At 42.9% G+C, this 22,737-nt stretch carries 21 protein-coding genes; 7 read left to right on the forward strand and 14 right to left on the reverse strand.

All coding sequences use genetic code 11. From position 1 onward, the window contains the following. Positions 1–56: 56 nt before the first annotated feature. The 4 genes from Q1J64_RS14355 to Q1J64_RS14370 all read right to left on the reverse strand — a co-directional run bounded on the left by Q1J64_RS14355 (position 57) and on the right by Q1J64_RS14370 (position 3,224). Complete coding sequence (locus tag Q1J64_RS14355; protein WP_301109780.1) at positions 57–440, reverse strand: DUF3887 domain-containing protein; 384 nt, start codon at positions 438–440, stop codon at positions 57–59. A gap of 18 nt (positions 441–458) precedes the next feature. Further along, positions 459–1,022 carry a hypothetical protein gene (locus Q1J64_RS14360; RefSeq protein WP_301109781.1) on the reverse strand — a complete coding sequence of 188 codons (564 nt, stop codon included), beginning with the start codon at positions 1,020–1,022 and terminating at the stop codon, positions 459–461. Positions 1,023–1,269: 247 nt separating this feature from the next. Then, entirely contained in the window at positions 1,270–2,037 is a 768-nt protein-coding gene (locus Q1J64_RS14365) for a class I SAM-dependent methyltransferase (protein ID WP_301109802.1), read from the reverse strand. Positions 2,038–2,327: 290 nt separating this feature from the next. After that, the gene (locus tag Q1J64_RS14370) at positions 2,328–3,224 is read right to left on the reverse strand and encodes a 3-hydroxyacyl-CoA dehydrogenase (RefSeq protein ID WP_301109782.1); all 897 of its coding nucleotides are present in this window, start codon (positions 3,222–3,224) and stop codon (positions 2,328–2,330) included. Positions 3,225–3,420: 196 nt separating this feature from the next. Here Q1J64_RS14370 and Q1J64_RS14375 point away from each other — a divergent pair, with 196 nt between their 5' ends. Then, positions 3,421–3,996 carry an NUDIX hydrolase gene (locus tag Q1J64_RS14375; protein WP_301109783.1) on the forward strand — a complete coding sequence of 192 codons (576 nt, stop codon included), beginning with the start codon at positions 3,421–3,423 and terminating at the stop codon, positions 3,994–3,996. Positions 3,997–4,214: 218 nt separating this feature from the next. After that, positions 4,215–5,270 carry a M42 family metallopeptidase gene (locus Q1J64_RS14380; protein WP_301109784.1) on the forward strand — a complete coding sequence of 352 codons (1,056 nt, stop codon included), beginning with the start codon at positions 4,215–4,217 and terminating at the stop codon, positions 5,268–5,270. A gap of 50 nt (positions 5,271–5,320) precedes the next feature. Here the strand turns inward: Q1J64_RS14380 and Q1J64_RS14385 are convergent, their stop codons facing one another. Together Q1J64_RS14385 and Q1J64_RS14390 are read right to left on the reverse strand one after the other, a co-directional pair. Continuing rightward, positions 5,321–5,812, reverse strand: a complete 492-nt coding sequence (locus tag Q1J64_RS14385; protein WP_301109785.1) for an STAS domain-containing protein — start codon at positions 5,810–5,812, stop codon at positions 5,321–5,323. A gap of 313 nt (positions 5,813–6,125) precedes the next feature. Next, on the reverse strand, positions 6,126–7,004 hold the full coding sequence (locus Q1J64_RS14390) for an HD domain-containing protein (RefSeq protein ID WP_301109786.1): 879 nt from the start codon (positions 7,002–7,004) through the stop codon (positions 6,126–6,128). A gap of 384 nt (positions 7,005–7,388) precedes the next feature. Between Q1J64_RS14390 and Q1J64_RS14395 the strand changes: the two genes are divergently transcribed. Beyond that, positions 7,389–8,642 carry a dicarboxylate/amino acid:cation symporter gene (locus tag Q1J64_RS14395; RefSeq protein WP_301109787.1) on the forward strand — a complete coding sequence of 418 codons (1,254 nt, stop codon included), beginning with the start codon at positions 7,389–7,391 and terminating at the stop codon, positions 8,640–8,642. A 135-nt stretch (positions 8,643–8,777) separates the two neighbouring features. Here Q1J64_RS14395 and Q1J64_RS14400 read toward each other — a convergent pair whose 3' ends face one another. After that, the gene (locus Q1J64_RS14400; RefSeq protein WP_301109803.1) at positions 8,778–10,205 is read right to left on the reverse strand and encodes an MDR family MFS transporter; all 1,428 of its coding nucleotides are present in this window, start codon (positions 10,203–10,205) and stop codon (positions 8,778–8,780) included. 344 nt (positions 10,206–10,549) lie between these two features. On the opposite strand from Q1J64_RS14400, the gene sdaAA reads away from it, so the two are divergent. Beyond that, entirely contained in the window at positions 10,550–12,127 is a 1,578-nt protein-coding gene (sdaAA, locus tag Q1J64_RS14405; protein WP_301109788.1) for an L-serine ammonia-lyase, iron-sulfur-dependent, subunit alpha, read from the forward strand. Positions 12,128–12,177: 50 nt separating this feature from the next. Here the strand turns inward: sdaAA and Q1J64_RS14410 are convergent, their stop codons facing one another. Both Q1J64_RS14410 and Q1J64_RS14415 read right to left on the reverse strand, forming a co-directional pair. Further along, positions 12,178–13,140: a tRNA dihydrouridine synthase gene (locus tag Q1J64_RS14410; protein WP_301109790.1), complete on the reverse strand. Its 963-nt coding sequence runs from the start codon at positions 13,138–13,140 to the stop codon at positions 12,178–12,180. A gap of 147 nt (positions 13,141–13,287) precedes the next feature. Beyond that, positions 13,288–14,772 carry a glycine betaine uptake BCCT transporter gene (locus Q1J64_RS14415; RefSeq protein WP_301109791.1) on the reverse strand — a complete coding sequence of 495 codons (1,485 nt, stop codon included), beginning with the start codon at positions 14,770–14,772 and terminating at the stop codon, positions 13,288–13,290. Positions 14,773–14,936: 164 nt separating this feature from the next. On the opposite strand from Q1J64_RS14415, the gene Q1J64_RS14420 reads away from it, so the two are divergent. Beyond that, a complete protein-coding gene (locus tag Q1J64_RS14420; RefSeq protein ID WP_301109792.1) occupies positions 14,937–15,785 on the forward strand; it encodes a pyridoxamine kinase in 849 nt (282 codons plus the stop codon). 205 nt (positions 15,786–15,990) lie between these two features. Here the strand turns inward: Q1J64_RS14420 and Q1J64_RS14425 are convergent, their stop codons facing one another. Further along, complete coding sequence (locus Q1J64_RS14425; protein WP_301109793.1) at positions 15,991–18,090, reverse strand: ATP-dependent Clp protease ATP-binding subunit; 2,100 nt, start codon at positions 18,088–18,090, stop codon at positions 15,991–15,993. Between the two features lie 221 nt (positions 18,091–18,311). Between Q1J64_RS14425 and Q1J64_RS14430 the strand changes: the two genes are divergently transcribed. Next, complete coding sequence (locus tag Q1J64_RS14430) at positions 18,312–18,968, forward strand: reverse transcriptase-like protein (protein WP_301109794.1); 657 nt, start codon at positions 18,312–18,314, stop codon at positions 18,966–18,968. A gap of 52 nt (positions 18,969–19,020) precedes the next feature. Here the strand turns inward: Q1J64_RS14430 and Q1J64_RS14435 are convergent, their stop codons facing one another. The 3 genes from Q1J64_RS14435 to Q1J64_RS14445 form a co-directional block, all read right to left on the reverse strand. Continuing rightward, positions 19,021–19,563 (reverse strand): GNAT family N-acetyltransferase, encoded by a 543-nt coding sequence (locus Q1J64_RS14435; protein ID WP_301109795.1) that lies wholly within the window; start codon positions 19,561–19,563, stop codon positions 19,021–19,023. Positions 19,564–19,828: 265 nt separating this feature from the next. Then, positions 19,829–20,545, reverse strand: coding sequence for a toast rack family protein (locus Q1J64_RS14440; protein ID WP_301109796.1), 717 nt, complete (start codon positions 20,543–20,545; stop codon positions 19,829–19,831). A gap of 117 nt (positions 20,546–20,662) precedes the next feature. After that, entirely contained in the window at positions 20,663–21,574 is a 912-nt protein-coding gene (locus Q1J64_RS14445) for a hypothetical protein (protein WP_301109797.1), read from the reverse strand. A gap of 262 nt (positions 21,575–21,836) precedes the next feature. Here Q1J64_RS14445 and yxiS point away from each other — a divergent pair, with 262 nt between their 5' ends. Next, positions 21,837–22,133: a protein YxiS gene (gene yxiS / locus Q1J64_RS14450; RefSeq protein ID WP_301109798.1), complete on the forward strand. Its 297-nt coding sequence runs from the start codon at positions 21,837–21,839 to the stop codon at positions 22,131–22,133. A 241-nt stretch (positions 22,134–22,374) separates the two neighbouring features. Here the strand turns inward: yxiS and Q1J64_RS14455 are convergent. Further along, on the reverse strand, positions 22,375–22,737 hold a 363-nt coding region (locus Q1J64_RS14455; protein ID WP_301109799.1), incomplete at its 5' end, for a PIM7 family immunity protein.

Here is a 22,737-nt window from a genome sequence, read left to right on the forward strand (position 1 = left end):
TCCGCAATGAAAGCCAAATGGCTTGCAGATCAAGCTACTTATATTCAGGATTTCCCTTACTTCACATACAATGCAGCCAGCCGCTGCTGTTCATCAAACGTTATTTCATAGACACGCTGATCTTTCGTATATTCAGCTGGAAGTATTGTCACATAATAGCTTTCCCGCTTACTGACAGATCCATCTCCAAATTTTGAAAATTCGCCTGATTCCTTTAAAGCTTCGACCGTCTGCTGCAGCTGCTCCACTGTCAGCGCATCTTTCATTGTTTCATCAAACATAGCCCGCAGTTCATCAAAGTTTTGTTCATTTAATAACGTCACGGCTTCTTTCGCCTTCGTAATATAAGCTTCTGCAGTGGATTCATCTACTTTGTTTTTACCGCAGCCGGCCAGCAGTAAAATGGTTACCGCCGTGAGTACCGCTAATTTCTTTATCATGCTGTATCCTCTCTCCTGTCATCCAAATTCTCTCATAGTGATATTGCTGAGCAGTTCACAAAACAACAGCCACGAAGTTGGATACGCATTACTGCCATATTTTTTTATCGTACGACCTTCACGAATCACTTCAATACTCCACTGCGTACCGTCAAGAATATACGGTTCAATATAGGAAGATTTCCAGTTCAGAAAATCGATCAGCTTTAATTGACTGATGAAATGTTTTGCTTCTCTATCTTCTATTGTGCGTATAAATTTTTCTTCCATGTACCCTGTTTTCTCCCACAACACTTCTCGTCCTGCCAGATCTATCTCTGCACGATATGAATGGATCATATAGCCACCGACCTCAGCATGAATTCCTTTAATCTTTCTATATGCTGCGTCTATTGCCTGCTCTTTCGTCCATTCATTTTCGCAAGTGTCACAATAATATTCTTTATCATCAGGCGAGACCATACAGCCGCCAAGCTTTACTTTCTTGTCATACGAACCGAGATACTCTGCAGGTTCTCCGTATAAAATAGGCATCGTATCTGTCGAATTGCACTTCGGACATCTCCTATAGGAAATCGCCATGGGTTTCTTCCTCTTTTCGAACTTCTCTATTCATACTGTTTTTTCCATAATAGCACATCATTCGAGAGATTTTTATGAATATCATTTAAGTTTTCGTTAGATAGACAGTACCATTCTCCGTATAATGAACAACAATTATATAACTTGAGCAGTGGAATGGATCTTTCAAGGAAGTGGAGGCTGGAATTATGGATAACACTTTACTAAAAAGAAAACACCCGAACCATTATAGGTCAGGTGTTTTCCGTTACTTTACAGCTTCAAATGTATAGGTTTGCTTGTGATTTGACGGTGGTGTACCATGTTGGAAATCTGCCGAAATAATAATTTCTGTAAACCCGATACTTTGAAGAATAAGTTTGAATTCCTCTACTCCATACCAGCGTATAGAAAAATGCTGTAATTCAGTTTGAATCAATTTACCTTCGCGCCACTTTTCATATTTCAAATGGGAAACTTTACGTTGATTGAACAGATCAGCTTCAATTAACTTTTCCTCCAAAGTGATAGTATCTCCATTTGGCAATGAAAAGGCAGAAGTACCTGAAAACGTTCCAACATCTTCAAATTTAGGTTCGGGTAGAAATAAGTCCAGCATCAGCTTTCCTCCCGGCAGAAGATGCTTATACAAATTCTTTAGCACTTCCATTGCATCCTCACGATTTTCAATTAATTGGAACGATCCTGCCGGAATGATAATTGCGCCATATTCATTAGGCAATGAAAGATTCAACAAATCAGCTTCATATAAAGTGGGTTCTAACTCCCGCTCTTCACATCTCTTTCGACAAAGATCCAGCATATCCTGAGAATAATCTGCTCCCTCGATACGAAGACCTGCTTCAAGAAGCGGAATCATCACTCGTCCTGATCCAACCATCGCTTCTAGAATACGTCCTTTGCAATCAGCAAGCCTCTCCTTGTAATAGGTGATTTCATTACCAAAAGAGTGGCCAACAGGTTTCGTTACATCGTAAACTTCCGTACACAGTTCTCCATAATAACTAAAAGACATCATCCATAACCTCCGTAATTTAATTTTGCAAGTAGAGGTTGTCAGACAGAGTTATTTACCCTTTCTTCACCTCTGTATTTTGTAAGGTACTACATGCCATATCCATTATCATCATGATCACTCGCTTTCTGAATTCATAGAGTAATTCTATCATAAATCCCTGCGGAATCTTGACTACTAACAATGACCTTTCGAATGAAAGTACTACTATCCGTTGAAAGCATAAAAAAACCCTCTTGCATCAAGTTCAGATGAAAGAGGGTTACTCATTTTTTTCAGATCAGTACATGTTACTTCAAGAAATCTTTTTCCATGAAAGCAGGGTTTGGGTATTTATAGAAACCTTCTCCTGTTTCACGTCCAAGCTTGCCTTTGTCGATATACTCCGTCTTCAACAGCTCGACAAGCTGCTTGAACTCGTCCTTACCAGTCGCTTCCGCTTTTGCACGAACGATATTGTAGGCAGTTGTAATGCCCACAACGTCTAGAATCGCAAATGGTCCCATCGGTGCGCCTGTCGCAATCATCCACGTTTTATCGATTGTATGGACATCAGATACTTCTTTAACAAGCAATAACTCTGCTGCATCCAAAAATGGGACGAGCAAGGAATTCAAAATGTAGCCAGGCTGCTCTTTTTGAAGTGGCAGTGCGACCATTCCGATTGCCTTTGCAAATTCCATCACTCTGTCAAAGTTCACCTGCTCAGTTCCAGCGTGCTTCATTACTTCCGCTGTATTGTTCTTCCAGATTTCATTGGCAAAATGCAGTGCCAGGAACTTTCCGGGACGTCCAGTCGCCTCTGCGAATTGACTTGGCAACAGTGTAGAGGAATTCGTCACAAATACCGTTTTTTCAGGAGCAACTTTGCCAAGCTCCTCGTAAAACGGTGTCTTGATTTTGGGTACTTCAGGAATTGCTTCGATCACCAAGTCTGCATCCTTTACTGCTTCGCTAAGATCGCTGTTAAATGATAACCGTTTAAAACCTTCCTCGAATGCTTCATCTGTAATGCCCAAATCAGCTTTATAATAGGGCTTTAAATTAGTAATTCGCTCTTTCGCTTTAGCTAGTGCCTCGTCATTAATATCGTATAGATTTACATTAAATCCTTTGTACGCTGTCTGAAATGCGATTTGACTTCCCAGTACTCCGCCGCCTGCAACTGTAATGTTTTTAAAATCCATGGTGCCATCTCCTTTATAATGCAGATCTTATTTTATCTATTCTGTTCTATTGTATACGCAATTTTATTATATTAATATCATTTCGCTCTGATATTCTGAAGATCAATGAAAATAACGCCTTGTATTTTTCACAAAGACACTATTCGCTGAGTTTATTTTCATATTGCTATATACTGCACAAGAGGAAGTGATCTATATGGAAGAAATCAAAATCTTTGATGAAAATTATACCTATTTGCGAAATGAAAGCAGAGATACTGCACATCGCGAAGGCCATTGGCATGAAACGATTCATTGCTGGCTGATCGACGGGCAGTCCGTGTATCTGCAGAAAAGAAGCTGTGAGAAAAAGGACTTCCCCAGCTTGTTCGATATCACAGCTGCGGGACATATTCTAGCCGATGAAACAGTTGAAGATGGATTACGCGAAGTGAATGAAGAGCTCGGAATTGATGTCGACCACACTAAACTGCAGGCGCAGGGAGCGGTCAAAGATATTATTGAGCTGCCGGACTTTCACGATTATGAATTTGCTAACGTCTTTTTATATGAAGATACATTTGCACCGGCAGACTTTGTCCTGCAAAAAGATGAAGTGGAAGGAATCTATACTGTCCGTAAAGATCTGTTTATTCAACTATGCTCGCAGGAAATCCGGAAAGTCACCTGTCAAAACATACGTAGCGGCGAATCTACAGATATAGGGTTGGAACACTTCGTACCTCACGAAGCATCTTATTTCAAACAAATCGCTGTATTTCTAACCACTTAATAGTTTCATTCGAATGAAGCTCTTTTGTTTTTTTGAATCATCATCATCCCCCCCCCTCTCTTCATACATAAAAATGACAGGGGAAGAGAATCTGGATTCATAATCAGATTCTTTTTTATGTCCAATAATTATAGCAGTCTGCGCGTTGTAAATCGTTGTAGCAATGCAACTTACGCGTTACACTTATTTAGAAGATGCACTAGTAGAGGAGAATACATATGACATATCAACCCGATACAACGGAAACAAAGAAACTCATACAGCAGCTGGTATCTATCCCAAGCCCGTCCGGCTATACAAAACAAGTGATTTCATTTGTTGAAGAGTTATTGCAAGAGTACGGCGTGGAAACAAAGCGGAACCGCAAAGGCGGGCTGATTGCTACATTGCCCGGCAAAAATGAAAAAGAACATCGCATGCTGACGGCTCACGTTGACACGCTTGGTGCCATGGTGAAAGAAGTCAAAAGCAATGGACGTCTGCGGCTCGATTTAATTGGCGGATATAACTTTCATTCGATTGAAGGCGAGTATTGCAAGATCCATACCGCTTCAGGCAACATAATTACGGGAACCATATTAATGCATCAGACTTCTGTTCATGTATATAAAGATGCCGGCAAAGCGGAAAGAAACCAGGTCAATATGGAAGTGCGCATTGACGCGAAAGTAAAGACCGCTGACGAAGTACGGGAGCTCGGTATCGAAGTTGGTGATTTTGTTTCCCTCGATCCGCGGGTGGAAATTTGTGATAATGGCTTCATTAAATCCCGCCACTTAGACGACAAGGCAAGTGTAGCGATCCTCTTGCAGCTCATTAAACAGATGAAAAATGAAAACATCATTTTGCCATATACAACACATTTCCTGATTTCGAATAACGAAGAGATCGGCTATGGAGGCAACTCCAATATCCCTCCCGAAACAATCGAGTATCTAGCTGTCGATATGGGCGCCATGGGGGACGGTCAGTCAACAGATGAATATACCGTGTCTATTTGCGCGAAAGATGCGAGCGGTCCATATCATTACGGACTTCGTAATCACTTGGTTGATCTGGCGAATAAAAACGACATCGAATATAAGCTGGATATCTATCCTTACTATGGTTCAGACGCATCGGCAGCCATCAGAGCAGGACATGATATTATCCACGGCTTAATTGGGCCGGGCATTGATTCGTCCCATGCCTTTGAACGCACGCATGAAGATTCACTAAGAAATACACTGCAGCTGTTATATCATTACGTGCAATCTGAAATACAGTCTTATTAATGCTCAAAAAACAGCTCCGCCCCAAACTACTGTTTGAAGCGAAGCTGTTTTTATTTCTTTACTTGCACAATCTCCATTCCTTTTTGAGCCAGTAAATATTGAAGTCCCATTCGGAATGTGGTAAATGCCTTAATCTTACTAAAACCTGACACGTTAGACAGAATTAAATTCTGTGCAAAGTCAGGTGAAAATCCTACAAAAATTGTTTCGGTGCCCATCAGCTTCAGAACACTGATCAGCTCATCAATCTTTTCACTTAACAGCTCATACCCCATATTTTCCTCAATTGCGAGAGTGCTAATATCAGTAAAATCAATGACCACCGTATTTACAATATTGTCACCGATTTTTTGAACGATTTTATCCTGTATATGCATAAAGCGTTCAACGGATAGAGCTCCAGTCAGCGGAACTAAAAACGTCTCGGGTACGATAGAAGGAATGATTGGTGCAGATAAATCTTCAATAAGTTTTTCATATAATTTTATCTTTTCTTTCAGCGCTTTCATTTCGGCTGTTTGATTTTTTTCTTCTATCGTCATAGTGCTCCACCTTTTTTCTAACTCTAACATCCTGTGTGTTCCAGAATTGTATTGCTTAATTATACCATATGAAAAGGAATTTCAAATATGTAAAGATAAGTCGGTAACCACTGGTACAGCAGTCCGTGCCGCATATTTTAATATCTCATACATACACTTCCGCTCTGCTAAGCACCTATTATTCATCAAAAACTATAGGTATCAGCCTGCTACCTTTCACCTACTACTTCGTCGACTCAATGAGTATATGTGGTAAGGAGTAGGAAACGAGTGCGGGTTTTCTAATCGTGATATCCTCACCGGTTGCAGTCATTTATAGTTTCGAAAGATTTCGTTTAACGTGGCGATGCAGTTCATCCGCCTGCCAGCCCAGACGGTATTGCAGTTCATTGCAAAACGCCAGCAAAATGAAAGGACCGTCCGAGTTCATCTCAAAGCTGATTCCCCGATGCTCCAACTCTTCCATAAGCGGTCGCAACGGTTCAAAACTTCCTCTTCTATACAGCACCTCAGCATCCTCCCGTACTTCGTTCACAAAATGGAGCAGACCCGTTTTTTCTAATTCTTCTTCAAGTTCCTCTGACAGATCATACACTGTTTTAAAAATCAGATTGATTTTCTCATTCGTCAATTTTTCCGTCCCAATGAAAATCCGTTTTGCTTCCGCATCAAGTATACGCAACAGCGGCATTTGTTTCTTCACAGATGCCAAAGCATTCAGCAGGCTCATGTAATACCAGGACTGTTCACGCTTCCCCCGGTTAAAACGCCGCCAAACCGTATCGCCCGTTTCATCCAGATCTGCTTGTATCGAGCGGATATTATGCAGTTTATCAGCGATAATGACCGCTAACTGATCCAAATGATGAACAGGAAGTTCTTTTATGGTGTGCAGCTTCCTTTCTTCCCATGACAACGATTTGTCCTGTTCGGACGCAGATTGAACCAGTTCCGTTATATAGGGTCCAAATTGCAACAGAAGTTCCTGTTCAGTCGTGTCGGTATCTTCGAGCGTATCATGAAGCAGACCTGCAGCTACCACTTCATCATTGTATCCGTGATGTTTTAAGATCATGCAGACTGCAAAAGGATGGGTGATGTAAGGAATATCTGTTCCTTTACGGCACTGTCCTTTATGCTTTTTCACCGCAAACTGAAATGCCTTTTCAATGATATTTATTATAAAAACCACCTTCCAATTAGATTACTATCTTCTCTATATAGAAACTGAAGATTACTGATTTATTATGTTTTGTAGTGCGACACTATTCATTTATACCATTTAAAAGAAACACTTCCCAGAAGAAATACATAATAGCTTTCCTATCCCAGTCTATTAGATATACAATAGAAGAATAAACATTATGATTACACTTGATCATGTCGTGATTTATTCCAAAAGCCCTATCGATTCTGCAAAGGAAATTTCGCGAAACGCGGATGATTCTGGAGAAACTTGGACGGCTGTCTTTTTGAAATCATGTCCAGCTGATAATGATTGTATGTAAAAGTATTTTTAGAAAGCGCTTTCATCTTTTCTTAACCTGTTGAATACAATTAAACAAGGAGGGATTTTATGAAATTGGCAAGAAATATTATCATTGCTCTCATTGCAGGGATTTTCGTCGGTCTTTTCCTGAATCTCTTAGCTCCCGGTCTATTTTTAAAAGCAGATGCATTCTTATTTAAGCCGTTGGGTACAATCTTCTTACATCTTATGAAGATGCTGGTCGTACCTGTTGTCTTTGTTTCTATTGCACTCGGAACAATTGGAATTGGCGATCCTAAAAAACTGGGTCGAATCGGAGGAAAAACAATTGGTTTCTTCCTTGTCACGACAGCCATTGCGCTGGTCATCGCTCTTTCGCTCGGGCTGCTGTTTAAGCCAGGAGCAAACGGAAACTTCGAGACTTCTACTGCTGTTTACGAAGCAAATGAAGCTCCGCCAATTGCAGATACGTTATTAGGCATTATTCCAACAAACCCAATCACAGCGATGGCTGAAGGCAATATGCTTCAGATTATTTTCTTCGCAGCCCTGGTAGGTTTCGGTATCGCGATGCTCGGCAAGAAAGTCGAGCGAGTGAAAGTGTTATTCGAGCAAGTCAATGAACTGATCATGTACCTGATTACCTTCGTAATGAAATTTGCGCCATACGGGGCTTTCGGGTTGATTGCATCGGCTATCGGCAGTCAAGGCTTCGACGCGCTCAGAGCAATGGGCATGTATATGAGCGTCGTCCTCGGTGGCCTTCTCATTCACTCGATTTTGGTCTACGGCGGTGCCATCGCACTTCTCGGAAAGCGCAGTCCGATCTGGTTCTTCAAAAATTTCTTTCCTGCACAAGTTGTTGCATTCAGTACCTCGAGTTCCGCTGCAACATTGCCGATCTCATTAAAAACAGCTCAGGAAAAGCTAAAAGTGCCTGAGTCCATCAGCTCATTTACCCAGTCGCTCGGTGCTACGGTCAATATGGACGGTACAGCGATCATGCAAGGAGCAGCAGTCGTTTTCATTGCGCAGGCCTATCACATCGACTTGTCGATGGGACAGTTGCTGACCGTCGTACTGACTGCAGTACTTGCGAGTATCGGAACCGCTGCCGTGCCGGGCGCAGGACTCATTATGCTGGCCATGGTACTGACAGCGGTCGGTCTGCCGGTGGAAGGAATCGCACTGGTTTTAGGTGTTGACCGCCTGCTTGATATGGTGCGCACAGCAGTCAATATTACAGGTGATGCAGCATGTGCAGTTTGTGTGGCTCAGTCAGAAGGAGTGCTTGGAGAGACAGGTAAGAACGAAGTAACAACGAGCACAAAAACTCTATAATAGCATGTAGTCTTACGTATAAAAAATCCCCTTCTTCTAACATTTAGAGGAAGGGGTTTTCAGTGTGCTTATGACCGGGTCCTTTCAGACAGTTTCATACTGATCGAGGACCTGGTATCTAGGTTTTAATTTACTTTAGCTTTGCCGTTTCGATCCCGTATTTTCATTATCTTCCATCGGTACTGCACGATACACAATAAACGAAAGAATGACTGCTACAATCGACATCGCAAACGCAATAAAGTACACAAGTTCCACACCCGACACTAAGGCCAGACTTATTGCGCCAGGATCATTAGGCGTTGCAGATTTCTGCAGAACATGTAGCTGCCGTGCATTCATAATACTGATGAAAACAGATACCCCAATCGCACCCGCCACCGGCTGCAGCGTAGACATGACCGCCGTACCGTGTGGATAGAGCCGTTTCGGGAGCTGGTTCAGCCCATTCGTTTCAGCAGGCATCATAATAGCAGAAACCGACAGCATGATTAAGATATAGCCAATGACAACAACCCATACCGGTGTATTCATCGTTAATTGACTCATCATGAACATAGTACCGCTTAAAATAAGTGTCGCTGGAATCATCAGCACACGAGGTCCAAATTTGTCGAATAAAGAGCCCATGAAAGGCGACATAATTCCATTAAGGATACTGCCGGGAAGCAACACCAACCCCGCCGTAGCTGCAGTCAATGCAAGGGGCCCCTGCATATAAATCGGCAATATGATTTCGGATGCGAACATGGCCATAATGATGATCAAAAACATGAAAACTGCATGTGTAAACATAGGGTAACGGAACACACGCAGATCCATAATCGGCTCTTCCAGTTTCATTTGTCTCCAAGCAAACAGGGCGATACCGACTGCTCCAATGCTGATGAATAGCCAGACACTCGGCGTTTGAAACCCATTCGCACTTTCCCCCACAGAACTAAATCCATAGACAATGGAACCAAACCCGATAGTAGAAAGAATCAATGAAACGAAATCTATCTTCGGCTTTGTCACTTCAGACACATTAATCAAAAATCGATATCCAAAGACAATGGAAAATAACGCAAATGGAATCACGATGATAAACAAATAGCGCCAACCGAGATACTCGACGATCACACCTGAAAGTGTTGGTCCAATTGCAGGTGCAAACATTATGACAAGACCGATAATCCCCATGATTTTACCTCGTCGATGGGGCGGATAAATCAATAAAAACACATTAAATATGATCGGCATCAAGAGTCCTGTTCCGACTGCTTGAATCAACCGTCCTGTCAATAGAATTGGGAAAGTTGGTGCACTCGCACAAATGATGGTCCCTACTGTAAATACGGCCATTGTGCTAAGAAATAATTGTCGCGTCGTGAACCACTGCAGGAGCAACGCGGAAATGGGAATGACAATCGCCATAACCAACAAGAAGCCGGTTGCCATCCACTGCACAGTTGCCAATGAAATCGAAAACTGATCCATTAGTGTAACGAGCGCAATATTCAATAATGTTTCATTTAAAATAGCAAAAAATGCTCCGATAATTAGCGATAACATGATGGGCATCACTTTCACATTCGGGTCATCCACTAAATACTCGTATTGTTTCTGTTCCAATTAAAAACCTCTTTCATTTGAATTATTCGAATAGGCATCGAACTCCAGACATACTAAGCATGGCAGTTACGCAATTATACAGAAGATCGGCCGGTATATTCCACTATTTAAGAGTAGACCAAGGAAGTACAGCAATATATTGATACATCTAGAATAATTGACATTCAGAAACAAACACCAAATAATAGTAGATAATTGCAATTACATTCATACATCTCCCCAGAAAACACATCAAATACTTCGAGATCGATTCTTGCAAAATTGGGAATCGTTTTCTTTAAGGAGCAAAACGTATGGCATTCACAAGTTTAGACCAACTAATAAAGCTTGCTGAACAGGAGCAGACCTTTATTTATGAAGTCATGATCCAATCTGAATTAAAGCAAAAGGGACTGTCGAGAGAAACGATCATCAAAAAAATGGCAGAACAGTTTACAGTCATGGAAGAAGCGGTTCGAAAAGGTACAACAAGCTCCGTCATGTCGCGAACCGGCTTGACGGGTGGCGACGGATATCGGCTCCATGACTATGCAAACAAAGGACATTCTTTTGTACATCCATCAACGCTGCACACAGCAGCTAACGCATTCGCAGTATCAGAAGTAAACGCAAATATGGGAAGAATCGTCGCAACGCCCACTGCGGGATCTGCAGGTATCCTGCCGGCAGTTCTGGTTCACGCGCTCGATAGCGGCAAGTTCACGCGAGAGCAAATTGTCTTAACGATGTTCACCGCTTCCGCATTAGGTTTAGTCATTGCGAACAGAGCATCCATATCAGGTGCCGCGGGCGGATGTCAGGCAGAAGTAGGTTCAGCTACCGCCATGGCAGCCGGAACATTGGTAGAACTGGCCGGCGGAACTCCGCAGCAGGTCGGCAACGCCATCGGCATCGCGCTGAAAAATTCACTCGGACTGGTCTGCGATCCAGTAGCGGGGCTCGTAGAAATCCCCTGCATCATCCGTAACGGACTGCATGCGATTACCGCGCAGGCAGCTGCAGATATGGCAATGGCGGGGGTTGTCAGTATCATTCCGCCTGACGAAGTGATCCATGTCATGCATGAAGTCGGACAGCAAATGCCTGAATCACTGCGTGAAACCGGAATTGGCGGGCTAGCCGGTACTCCGACGGGTAAAAGATTGAAGGATGAAGTGTTTAGCTCAGAAATGAAAAGTAAAGCGGAAAATAGCGGCGGACCCGCAAAATATCATAGCGCCTATGAAATTATCGGGCCTGTTATGATTGGGCCGTCCAGTTCTCACACAGCAGGAGCCGTACGTATTGGAAACGTTGCCCATCAACTGTTACATGAACAGCCGCTGCACGCAAAATTCTCCTTAATGGGTTCTTTTGCAAAAACGTATCAGGGTCACGGCACTGACTTAGCACTGCTTGCCGGCGTGTTGGGTCTTACGACGACAGATGAAAGAATTCCAAATGCAAAAGAGTATGCGAAAAAAACAGGTCTGCATTATGAATTCACAAACCGGGTACTCGGCAGCTATCATCCGAACACAGTGCTTGTTGAATTGACAGGACAAACCCGCAAAGTAAAACTGCTCGCCAGTTCATTGGGCGGCGGTAAAATTGAAGTGCAGGAACTAAATGACTACCCGTTGAAGTTCTCTGGTGAACGGCCTGCACTCGTCATCTTCCACACGGATAAAAAGGGCGTCATCGCGGATCTGTTAGGAATTCTCTCAAAAAAAGGATTCAATATTGCCCGCATGGCGAATGAACGGTTCGCAATCGGCGGCCCCGCTATCACAATCTGTGAAATCGATAATCAGGTAGCTGAAGAGATGCTGGCGGAACTGAAGCGTGATGTACCGATCATTGATGACATTTTATTGGTGGAAACAGAATAGAAAATAAGGTCATGAGACAATTTTGCATTGTTCTCATGACCTTATGTTATTTATTGTAAATCCAATCCTTTGAGCAATTCACGAACTTCATCAGTCGAATTTGTATCCATCAACTGATTTCTCAACTCAGCAGCTCCACGGAACCCTTTTACATAGATCTTGAAAAAGCGGCGAAGCGGTTTAAACAGACGCGGTTCCAATTCTGTTGAATATTTATCATGAAGATCAAGATGCAGGCGTAAGAGATCTAGCAATTCTTCACTGCTATGCTCTCTTTTCTCTTTTTCAAAAGCAAACGGGTTGTTGAATACGCCGCGTGCAATCATTACACCGTCGACTCCGTATTTTTCGACAAGCTCCATGCCCGTCTGATAATCAGGAATATCACCGTTGATCGTCACTAGCGTATCAGGTGCTATTTCATCGCGAAGCTTCATGATTTCCGGAATCAATTCCCAGTGTGCAGGCGCGTGGCTCATTTCTTTACGCGTGCGCAGATGAATCGACAGATTGGCAATATCCTGCTTCAATACATGCGTCAGCCAACCCCGCCACTCATCTACTTCCGTATAACCAAGACGCGTCTTCACACTGACCGGCAATCCTCCTGCTTTAGCAGCCTGAATAATGGCTGCGGCAGTTTCAGGATGACGAATCAAACCGCTCCCTCTGCCCTTCGTCGCCACGTTTGGCACGGGACAGCCCATGTTGATATCTAAACCTTTAAAGCCCATTTCCGCCATTCCGATACTCATTTCCCGGAAATGTTCCGGCTTGTCTCCCCAGATATGTGCGACAATCGGCTGTTCGTCTTCCGTGAACGCCAAACGCCCACGCAGACTGAAGATCCCTTCAGGATGACAAAAACTCTCCGTATTCGTAAACTCTGTGAAAAATACATCAGGTCTTGCTGCTTCAGCCACGACATGACGGAACACGACATCTGTGACATCTTCCATCGGTGCCAATATAAAAAACGGACGCGGTAAATCGCGCCAAAAATTTGTACTCATAGGTAACTTTCAATCCTCTCATCATAACTTGCACCTGCGAATGAAAACTTAACGTGCAGATGCCAGCTTCTCCATTATACAAAAAGAAGGCCGGAGAATTCCACTATATCGAGAATTCTCCGGCGGGTTATTTGTCGAATAAGGAAACTATCTCTGCCTGCTTCGTTCTATATTCAATGCTTTCATTAGAGAGATGACCATCAGCAGCATGACGAATGAAAATGGTAAGGCTGCGATAATGATGGTATTCTGTAAAGCAGCAAGCCCACCGACCGACAGCAAAATTAGCGCGATGGACGATTGGATGACGCCCCAGATCACTTTAACACTTGTTAAAGGTGTCATCGATCCGTACGTCGACTGCATACCGAGTACAAATGTTGCGGAGTCTGCGCTTGTCACGAAAAACGAAGCGATCAACAGTATCGCAACAACTGATATGACGGACGCCCAAGGCATCTCATGGAACATTTCAAAGATGACAAGTTCTGTTGGCGCACTCGCGATATCCGCAATTCCGCTCTTCTGCATATTGATCGCCGTTGTACCGAACGCAGAAAACCAAAATGCGCAAAGCAAAGTAGGTGCAAGGAGCACGCCAACCATAAATTCGCGGATCGTCCGTCCTTTTGAGACACGCGCTATGAACATACTGACGAACGGGGCCCATGAAATCCACCATGCCCAGTAGAAGATCGTCCAGTCAAACAGCCATTCCCGATTTCCTTCATCAAGAGGGGCCGTACTAAAGCTCATTTTGACAAGATTCGCCACGTAGCCCCCAAGAGAATCGGTGAACATGTTTAAGATTAGAAGTGTCGGCCCTAAAATCACAATGAATACGAGAAGTAGCACTGCCAGTACGAGATTTGTATTGGATAAATACTTGATTCCCTTACTGAGGCCTGTCGAAGCAGACATGATGAAAAGAACCGTGACAATCGCAATAATAACAAATTGGGAGAATGTCCCGATTTTGATCCCAAACAAATAATTCAGTCCTGCGTTAATTTGAACCGCACCGAAACCGAGAGTAGTCGCTACTCCAAATGCAGTGGCAAATACAGCAAGAACATCAACAAGCGTTCCCCATGGTCCATCCATCTTCTTACCGAAAATCGGTTTCAATGTTGCGGAGATTAAGCCCGGCGCACCTTTACGGAATTGAAAATACGCGAGAGACAGCGCGACAATGCCATACATGGCCCAAATATGAATTCCCCAGTGGAAGAAAGACTGGCGCATCGCTTCTTTAAAAGCGGCATCGGTGTTCGCCTCTTCTGTTGCGGGGCTGATAGCGTAGTGAGACAGTGGTTCAGCTGCACCATAGAAGACTAGACCAATACCCATTCCCGCTGAAAACAACATGGCAATCCAAGTTATTGTAGAAAACTCAGGACGATCTGTATCCTTGCCAAGTCGAATCTTGCCATACGGACTAAAGATGAGGAAGATGCTCAGCAATAATAGTAAAGAAAGCAATAGCATATAATACCAGCCAAACGAAGAAGCAACGAAATTTTTGACGTTGACTGTAAGTGTCTCGAAGCTATCTGATGCAAACACTCCATACCCGACTGTAATAACGATCAATGCTATAGTTAAGTAAAAGACATTCGATATTTTTCTCATGATGCTCCTTAAGAATTAAAGTAGTAGTTAGTCTATGAAACATTATTTACTATACCAATATCTTTTATGAAAGGCAAAACATGTTGGAGTGTCAAGTGAAGAACTTATTGGCGCGATGTTCTATGTTATGATAGAAAGAAATTTTTATAAAGTGGAGGATATTTATGAAGAAAGTTGCTGTTATACAAGACCTGGCATCGTTTGGAAAGTGTTCATTGACCGCCGCTATCCCCGTATTATCCGTAATGGGCACACAAGCCTGTCCATTACCGACAGCTATTCTATCTGCGCAAACTGAATATCCAAGTTATTTCTGTGAAGATCTGACAGCCAATATGCCATCTTTCATTAATGAATGGGATAAGTTGCACGAACATTTCGATGGAATACATACAGGTTTCATCACAGGAAAAGAGCAGATTACTCATATCCAACGCTTTTTGGAGTTATTTCATAAACAAGATACGACATTGCTGGTAGATCCGGTCATGGGTGATATAGGAAATGCCTACAATAACTTTGACGAGGAGTTACTGGAGCGAATGAAGGGGCTTGTTAAGCAGGCAGATATCATTACACCTAATTTGACAGAGTGCTGTCTGCTAACCGGATTATCGTATAATAGACTCCAACGCTTTTCAGATGAAAAAGACTTTTTACAGGAGATTCAGGAAGTCGGAATGCAGCTCTCTCAGGAAACCGGCGCACAGGTCATCATTACCGGAATCAATCCACCATCACATGCTTCACATATGAAATCAATCGGCAATATGTACATTGACGAAGAACAATCTGTTTACAGTTCTGCTCCGTTTAACGGCAAAAGCTACTCTGGAACTGGTGATTTGTTTGCATCCGTCATTATGGGCAGCCTGATGCGCGGCGAAACCATTGCACAGGCAATTCCGCTGGCGGAAAACTTTTTATCTGCAGCCATTGACGATACATACATGGCAAACACACCTGCTGTGGAAGGAGTTAATTTCGAAAAACATTTGAGATTGCTATTGTAAGTGCAGTCAATTTGAATGCTAATCAGGAGCTGTTCTAAGCGCAATTATGCTTAGGACAGTTTTTTCTAACGGAACATACCAACCCCATAATTCACCGCCCGAATAAACTTCAACACTTCTCTTTGGAATATCAGTCCGCACAAAAAAGACTGTCCATAAGTCAGATGAATATGACGTATGAACAGCCCACTTTACTTCTATTTTATTATGCTCTCTGAACGACAATCTCTTCATCCATAACATCTACGCTGACCTTTTCAACAGGTTCTCCTTCTAACAGCAAATCTGTCAACGGATCTTCGATTTTATCCTGAATGACCCTGCGAAGCGGACGCGCACCGAAACGGCTGTCATAGCCCAATGACACTAGCGCCCGTTTTGCTTCCGCGGTAATGTTGATGTCAATCTGGTTTTCTTCAATCGCTTCCTGAAGATCTCCAAGCATCAAGTCCACGATTACTAGAAGATCTTCCTCCGCCAATTCATTGAACGCCACAATCGAATCAAAGCGATTCAGGAATTCCGGCTTGAAATAATCGCCCAGCGTTTCTAACATCGTTACAGATTCATGCTCTGCTTTATTAAAACCGACAGTCTTTTTCTTCACACCGGTACCCGCGTTGCTTGTCATAATAATGACCGTATCTTTAAAGCTGACAGTGCGGCCGTGAGAATCCGTCAGTCTGCCGTCTTCCATGATCTGCAAGAACATATTCTGCACATCAGGATGCGCTTTTTCAATTTCATCCAGCAGTAAAATAGAGTACGGGTTGCGACGGATCTGCTCTGTTAATTGACCCGCTTCCTCGTGACCAACGTATCCTGGAGGCGATCCAATAATCTTGGAAATCGCATGTTTCTCCATATACTCGCTCATATCCAGACGAATTAACGAGTCGCGTGAACCGAACAACTCTTCCGCCAGCACTTTTGTGATTTCCGTTTTACCGACGCCTGTTGGACCTACGAACAGGAACGAGCCGATCGGACGGTCTTTCGATTTTAAACCGGCACGGCTGCGGCGGATTGCTTTAGCAATTTTATCGACCGCTTCAGCTTGTCCAACCACTTTTTTGCTAAGGCTTTCTGCAAGCCCCTTCATTTTGGCCTGTTCTGCAGCCTGCAGCTTTGTAACAGGAATTCCTGTTTTCTCTTCTATAATCTGCGCAATCTCTGCGACAGTAACAACCGGCTGTGATACTTCACCATTTAGTTTCTCTCTCAGCTGCATTTCCTCTTGACGTAAAGTTGCTGCTTTCTCATAGTTCTCCTGCTCTGCCGCCTGCTCTTTCTGCTGAATGACTTCCTGTAAACGAGTATTCATGGAATCAGAAGAAGCATGCGTAAGATTCAAGCGCGCACCTGCTTCGTCCAGCAAGTCGATGGCTTTATCGGGTAGGAAACGATCTTGTATATAACGCTCTGATAAACTTACACAAGCCTGCACCACTTCATCCGGATAGGACACTTCATGGAAACTTTCATAACGGTCTTTAATGCCGTTTAAGATTTTAATCGTGTCTTCAGCAGACGGTTCCTTGACGATAACCGGCTGGAACCGGCGTTCAAGTGCCGCATCTTTTTCAATCTGACGGTACTCTTTTAACGTTGTCGCCCCAATCAACTGTAGGCTTCCGCGTGCCAAAGCTGGTTTTAGAATATTTCCTGCATCCATCTGCGAACCTTCCGCTGACCCTGCTCCTACAAGCAAGTGAATTTCATCGACAAACAGCAAGACCTCGTCCCGTGATTCTAGTTCTTCAATCAGCTGCTTCATCCGCTCTTCGAATTGACCACGGATACCTGTGTTGGTAACGAGTGATGCCACATCGAGCACATACACTTGCTTATTACGAAGCTTCGCCGGCACGTCGCCCTCATGAATCTTCACCGCAAGGCCTTCTGCAATAGCAGTCTTTCCGACACCCGGTTCCCCGATCAATACAGGATTATTTTTATTTCTTCTATTTAACGTTTCAATTACACGTTTGATTTCTGTTTCTCTTCCAATAACCGGGTCAATCAATCCATCTTTTGCGTCATTCGATAAGTTTTTACCGAGCTGATCCAGTAAGCCAGGAGCATGTCCTTCTGCTTCTCTAACTTGAACATGGCCTTTCTGACCGCCATTCTCCTGGAGAAAATGATTAACATCATGACTGAATGAAGGCGTATGGCCGGCAGCCAATTGACCTCTCATCTCGTGATAGCATATTTGGCAGATATTCACTTGCATAGCCTGTTGATTGATTTGAAGTCTAAAACTCATCGTTGCTTCGTTTTTTTCGCAATGTTGACATTTCATAGTTGGCTCCTCCTTGTGAATTCATTTTAGCAGCCAAGACGCACTTACTGACGTTGACTAACTTTGACCTATACCTATATTATACTCTGACGTACTTTGACCTTCAACAATTATGCTTGTCTCCTATTACACAGCTCTTCCTGAACTTTATAAGAGTTCAGAGTACAAAAAGGGTTTTTTCAGGTAAGGTTGGATAAACTGAATGTATAGGGGGGATTCCAATGAAACTGATCATTGAATGGAGTTACCGATCGAAGAAAGGCACTAAAACAGTCTTCAGGTCGGATGAAATGCCTGCAGCACAAGCGTTGCTCATTGCAGAGGATCTTGATAAAACAGGCAGATTAAAACAAATACAGTTTTCCGATCCGTACGATAGTTTCTGGTCGCTGAAGGAATTGAAAAGCTATGTAAAAGGCATCGAAACAGAACCGCATAATATCACGATATATTTTGATGGAGGTTTTGATTGGGATACGAAAATGGCTGGCCTCGGCTGTGTCATCTATTATGACCAAAACGGAAAATCGTACAGACTAAGAAAAAATTTAGCCGTAACAGATCTCGTCTCTAATAACGAAGCAGAATATGCAGCACTTCATCTTTGTCTGCAAGAACTCGAGATTCTTGGAGCCCACCACTTACCTATTAAAGTGCTGGGTGATTCAAAAGTCGTCATCAATCATTTAAATGAGGAATGGCCGGTAATTGAAGAAGACCTTTACAACTGGGCAAATAAAATTGAAGCGAAGATGAGTGAACTGGGATTTCAACCTGAGTATGAGCACGTTTCGCGAAAAACGAACAGCGAAGCGGACAGACTTGCTGAGCAGGCGTTGGCGGGTGTGGAAGTTGTGGCTATTGTGGAGAGAACGTAGCAGTACCCAGTCCTCACACAGTGTCAAACTGTTCGGGGACCAGGTATCTTTCTTAACACAGTTTCTTTTGATAGACATGAATCTCACAAGGAACAGCCAACATTGCTGCGAAGTTCGGAAATGAGGACTCCACCGTTTCCATATGTGCCTTTTGATAGCCGATCCGCGTATACCATTCACGCAGCCCTTCTTTCTCTTCGTGCAAACCTTGCTGGGGCACCAACAATTCGAGCTGCATATAAAGAAAAGATTTTTCTCTGAATTTATCTTCAACAAACTGGATTAGTTTTCGTCCGATTCCAGCTCCCTGGCATGCATCATCCACAGCTAGCATACCAAATTCCGCTGTATCCTCAGTCATTTGACAAACTCGGATGCATCCGACAATCTGTCCCTTTAACCAAGCCGCCGCGACCTCTCCATTGCCTATGTACTCCGCCACTTCTTCCGTTGTAATACGTGCGGCACCATCCTTCCATAACCCTTTCTCAGATGCCGCATATACACGGTTCACGATTTTCGTAATATGTTCTACATTTGCTATATTAGCGCCTGCATCATCTGGCAGCATTTCTATTTCAACTGTCTGCTCCATAAGCGGAACCCCTTCCAATCTCCATGACTATTTAAAATTTGGTTTCTTCTCTGAATTATACAATTTAATTGAACATAATAAAAGATGGCAGGTGCCGACACAATTTTAAATTGCGTTGGCACCTGCCATCTTTTTAAAACTGCAGAATATTTAGGGCTAGTCATCAAAGCATGTGCTTGACAGCGTAATTAGTATTTCCCTCAAATAGTGTACTATTTTTGCGCAAAAAATCACAAGAAAACAAGAACAGATTCAGTGAATCCCCTCATTTAGCAAGCAAAAGCTTTACATCGCCGACACCGACATCTATTTTTAAATTAATGCGGATATCCGACTGATCATAGGCTTCATTTACATAGACGCCTTTACCTTTAGAAATGAAACCATCCGTTTTTATGCTACCAATTCCCTTTGAAGCGGATATTTTGACTCCAGTATCCTTCGGCAGAAGAATCTTTGCATCACCCACACCAAGGTCAATTTCCGCATCAAAACTGTCTTGCCAGTCGTCCTGCAGATTAATCGTCGTGTCACCGACTCCTGCATCGACGGATAAGTGACTGAGGCGTATTCCAATCAAATTCAACTCGGCATCAGAAACACCCATTTCAACGTTCAGATTCACGGGTATTTCATTTGTCAGTTGAAGATTCCAGTCGTTTCGGTTTTTGCGCAGAACAGAAAAGCCTTTTGTCTTCTGATGAATTTCTACATAACCGGTTTTTCTTTTATTCTTGTACGTAACGTTCGGATACCATTTTTTCACGTTTGTATCGATGAAACCGTCGACCCATTCTTCTGCTCCGCCCTCAATTAAAAGATTGCCGGCGCCAAATTGAATATCGACATCCAGCGACTTCGCATGATCCTTCTCAATGGACAAATCACCCGACACCTTATCCGATTTCAACAAGCCATACCCCCAAAAGCCAACTATCCCTATAAGTCCAGCCGCCACAATTAAAATCACTAGTTTCCGCATACCAGCACCCCTTTTATCTATCATAAGCGACTCACCAGAAAGTTGAATCAACCAAATGAATGAACTGCACGTCAGTCTTAGGTCTGAGCGTTCCAGTATACGCAGGATCCCGGCTGATTATGGTATCTTATAGAAATACAGCTCACTGTCATCCAAAAACAGCAGCATATCCGCCCGGTTAGAAGTCAGCTGAGGCAGCAGGACATTTCCGTCAGGCTTAATAAAATTCACTTCATGAACGATGGAAAACTCATTTTCATTGCGTTCCAGCTCAAAGCAATGATGGTTATCAAAATAGTGTCGATGAACCATCATCTTATCGCCTTGTACCGCAAACGTCTGGAATCCAAGCGCGTCAGTAGCGAATTGACACTCCCTTCCCCCGTCTAATAAACCGATCTGCGCACGCTCGCCAACGAAATACCAGACCTCATTATCGGGCGCCACATTCAGCGCAAGACACTCTCCTATCAGCTTCCTATCATCCCCATTATCTAGAATATGTCCTTCCCGGTCCCAACCGACCATCCCTGAACTGCCGATTGGATTCTCCCAGCCCCTATTACCATATACGCCCTCATCAAAATAACCTGTCCATATATGATGTTCTTCCGTCGTATATATATGGTCAATGCCGTCGCCTAAACAGAAGGAACGGATAAACTGTCCATTCCAGTCATAGACGCGAGCATTCTGATCGATGTTTTCTGCATTATGATATCTGGAGTTGGCACAGACAAGCAGCACATAATCATCGTCGATTGGCTGTACATAGTGATAGTTCCACTGCTCATTCTGCAGATTTAATACCTTCTTCTCACCGTCTTTCAGTCGGAGCACTTTGTAGGAATAATGCTCCTCTGTTACGGTCGGCGGAAATCTGCCTTCAATCAGTGGCGGCTGTTGTTCTGAAAGGAGAACGAACAAGTCTTGCTTGGGACCAATGGAGATGGATAGTGGGATAAAACCTTTCAGGTCTTCTTGCAAATTGGCGATGGGAGTTAGGGGGATGGTTTTGTTTGTTGGCATTTGGGTCACCTTCCTTTTGGTTTAGTTTTCAAAGATGCCTTTCAAAGGTGCCTGTGCGGCAAACTTTCGTGTTTGTTTAAACTTTCATGTTTATTGAAACATTCATGTTTGTTTCTCACACAGGCACCGGGCTATTAACCACATCCTACCAGTATTTTGTAATTCCCACAATACTTCGCTTGATTCAACAATCCCCTGTCCTAGCCATTAATGTGCGCCTTCCTATATAATAGAATCAAAGCAAATCACGGAGGTACACGCAATGGAATTCAAAGACCTAAACGAGCAGATCATACAGAAATACAAAGACGATGAGAACTTGATGATTCGTCTGTTTGTCCAGTGGTGCGCAAATCATGATCTGGATCCGCAGACGCTATACCGCAAGGCCTATCCTGATCAGGTGAAAAACGCTGCGTTAGCAAAAGTAATCGAAGAAGATGATGGTTTCGAAGAGCTCCATATTGATAACGAAACTATGCTGGATGTTCTTCAGCTCTTCGGAAATGATGATCTGGCCTTTACAGTGGCTGATGAAATTCAGAAGATGAATAAATAAAGACCCGTAATGGACTCACTCTTCTACGGAGTTCATTACGGGTCTAGTGACCAGCCTTATGGAGCGCAACTATTTCTTCACGCTCAATAGGGGATAGGTACTTGTTTTTACGGTTTTGTATGGTATTCTCGATGTGTGTCATTATAAAACTTCCTCTCATTGTTTGTTTCGCAACTCCAATGATAAATACCAACAAAAAAGAAACCTTGATAGGCTCATTAGCCAAATCAAGGTTCTTTTATTATTCTTTTTCAATTAGTATAGTATTACAAACAACTTCTACATTTAAAGGCGGTATAAAGATATTACATTTTAATATATCTTCTCCATCAATCTGTACATCTGTAATCTCAACATCCTGAATAAAATAGGGAATTTGAGTTTTCGTTAACTCTTTTAATGGTTTCAATCTATCATTAACACTTGTTACAAATGAGAATTTCGAACATCCAGTAAAAAGTAAGATTACATTAAAGTCTGTGTCTTCAAATACAATTCTAAGTTCATCTCCAAAAAAACTGGACTCCATTTGCAATACTCTAGCATCCCAATAATGCAGTTCTTCAATTTCATTTAGTATTTTCTGTGCATTCAAGTTACTCCA

It is taken from the genome of Sporosarcina sp. (genome assembly GCF_029257255.1).
In the GTDB taxonomy this organism is placed as follows: Bacteria; Bacillota; Bacilli; order Bacillales_A; family Planococcaceae; genus Sporosarcina.